Genomic DNA, 1,582 nt, shown 5'->3' with positions numbered 1-1,582 from the left:
AAAATCGCTCCGTTTGCGAGCAGACGCCGCTACGATTGCAAGCGCCTACAGCTAGGAGGGGTGGAGAGCGGACTGGCGGCTAAACCGATCAATCATATTCTTGGCTTGTGCATCATCCTGCCAACCGTAGTGCCCACAAACGCAAATCCGAAAATAAACGGCAGACCCACTACCGTGGCAATCAGAATGAGGCCGCCTTCATTGTAGCGCTCGATGAAAATCAAGATCGCTAAAGAGAGCAGGGATAGAAACGTGCCGATGAATACAGCCCTCCAAACTCTTCCCCATTCCGCTGATACAATCAAGGAAGCAAATAGCGGAATCAGGGTTCCGGCAAGGATCATCAAAGCATGCATGAACGGCTCCGTTGAGCACCTTATCAGGTTGATGGATTAAATGACCTTTAAATTCGCGCCTGAGGGCTACCGAAAGCTCATAGGCCGATAGCCTGATGTCCTGAAATGGTCGCTTCTGCTCAGGCAGCTTACCTGGCACACTCATAAGCTCATCCCCCGATCCCGTTGCAGGACCAGCTCGCGCTCGTGGAGCAACTGGCCCACCGCCCGCGCCATCTGGGGTTCGCGCTGGATCCGCTCGATGTAGAGATCCTTGGTATGCTGGTTCGCCCCGTTATAGGCGTCCACCGCCTTTCGGAGCGCCTCCGGAGTAGCCTTCCAGTCGCTGTTATGGTCGCCATAACCATGGGTGCCCGCCTCGCGCTGCCCGGCTATGGTCCTGAACTTCTCCGCCACCTTCTCCCGTTCCTGCGCCTGCTGGCGCTCCTGTGCCTGCTCACGCGCGCGCTCGGCGGCAAGCTGCTCCTGACGCTGCGCATCGGCGGCATCGCGCCGATCGCGATCGACCGCGCCGCTCAAGGTGGCCGCGAACGCATGCAGCCTGCCCGATATGCGCTGCCCCGCATCGCGTAGCCACTCGGTCCCCCGCTCGATATACTGTCGCAGGCCCCGCCGCTCGATGACGCCGGCGTTGTGCTGGCCCACCATCGTCACCGGCTCATAGGCCCGCCCCTCCCGCATCGCCTGATGCTCAGCGCGGCGTTCCATCGCCGTCGCGCTCGGCCCCATATGCACGGTCGCCTCCTGCTCGATCCCCTGCCGCTGGTGGCTGCGATGGTCCACCCGCTCCGGGACGTTCGCCCGTTCCAGCGCCGCATTCTGCATCTCGGCCCACCGGCCACGCCACCGCTCGACCTCCCCGCTCGTCTTCTGGTCCAGTTCGCGGGTCTTCTCGCCCAGCCCTTCCGGGCCGATCCGCCGCGTCGTCGTCAGCAGATGGGCATGGTGGTTGCGCTGGTCGCCCTCGCGACCTGGTGCGTGGATCGCCACGTCCACCGCCACCCCATGCCGCTCGCTGATCTCCCGTGCGAGGTCCAGCGCAAGCTCGCGCCGCGCCTCGGCCGACAACTCGGCAGGCAGCGCGATTTCATATTCGCGGGCGACGGTGGAGTTCTTGCGCGTCTCGGCCTGCTCGGCGGCGTTCCAGAGCGCGGCACGGTCGTTGGCCCACGCCGGGGCGGCGGCGGGGACGACAAGCGCGCTATGCTCGACGCCCTGCTTGCGGG

General features: G+C 63.9%; 2 protein-coding genes. Both read right to left on the bottom strand.

Annotated features, from left to right (window positions below):
• Positions 1-92 precede the first annotated feature (92 nt).
• A complete protein-coding gene (locus ET21_RS0118120) occupies positions 93-356 on the bottom strand; it encodes a hypothetical protein (protein WP_030092974.1) in 264 nt (87 codons plus the stop codon).
• A gap of 141 nt (positions 357-497) precedes the next feature.
• A partial coding sequence (locus ET21_RS26040; RefSeq protein WP_037471358.1) for a MobA/MobL family protein occupies positions 498-1,582 on the bottom strand: 1,085 nt, incomplete at its 5' end.

Source organism: Sphingobium sp. DC-2, assembly GCF_000722555.1.
Classification (GTDB): Bacteria; Pseudomonadota; Alphaproteobacteria; order Sphingomonadales; family Sphingomonadaceae; genus Sphingobium; species Sphingobium quisquiliarum.
This window is presented reverse-complemented; position numbering and strand designations above follow the sequence as displayed.

What these genes read in the sequence shown, in the direction of transcription:
- ET21_RS0118120 (WP_030092974.1), bottom strand. Translation starts at nt 356, where the DNA reads ATGCATGCTTTGATGATCCTTGCCGGAACCCTGATTCCGCTATTTGCT.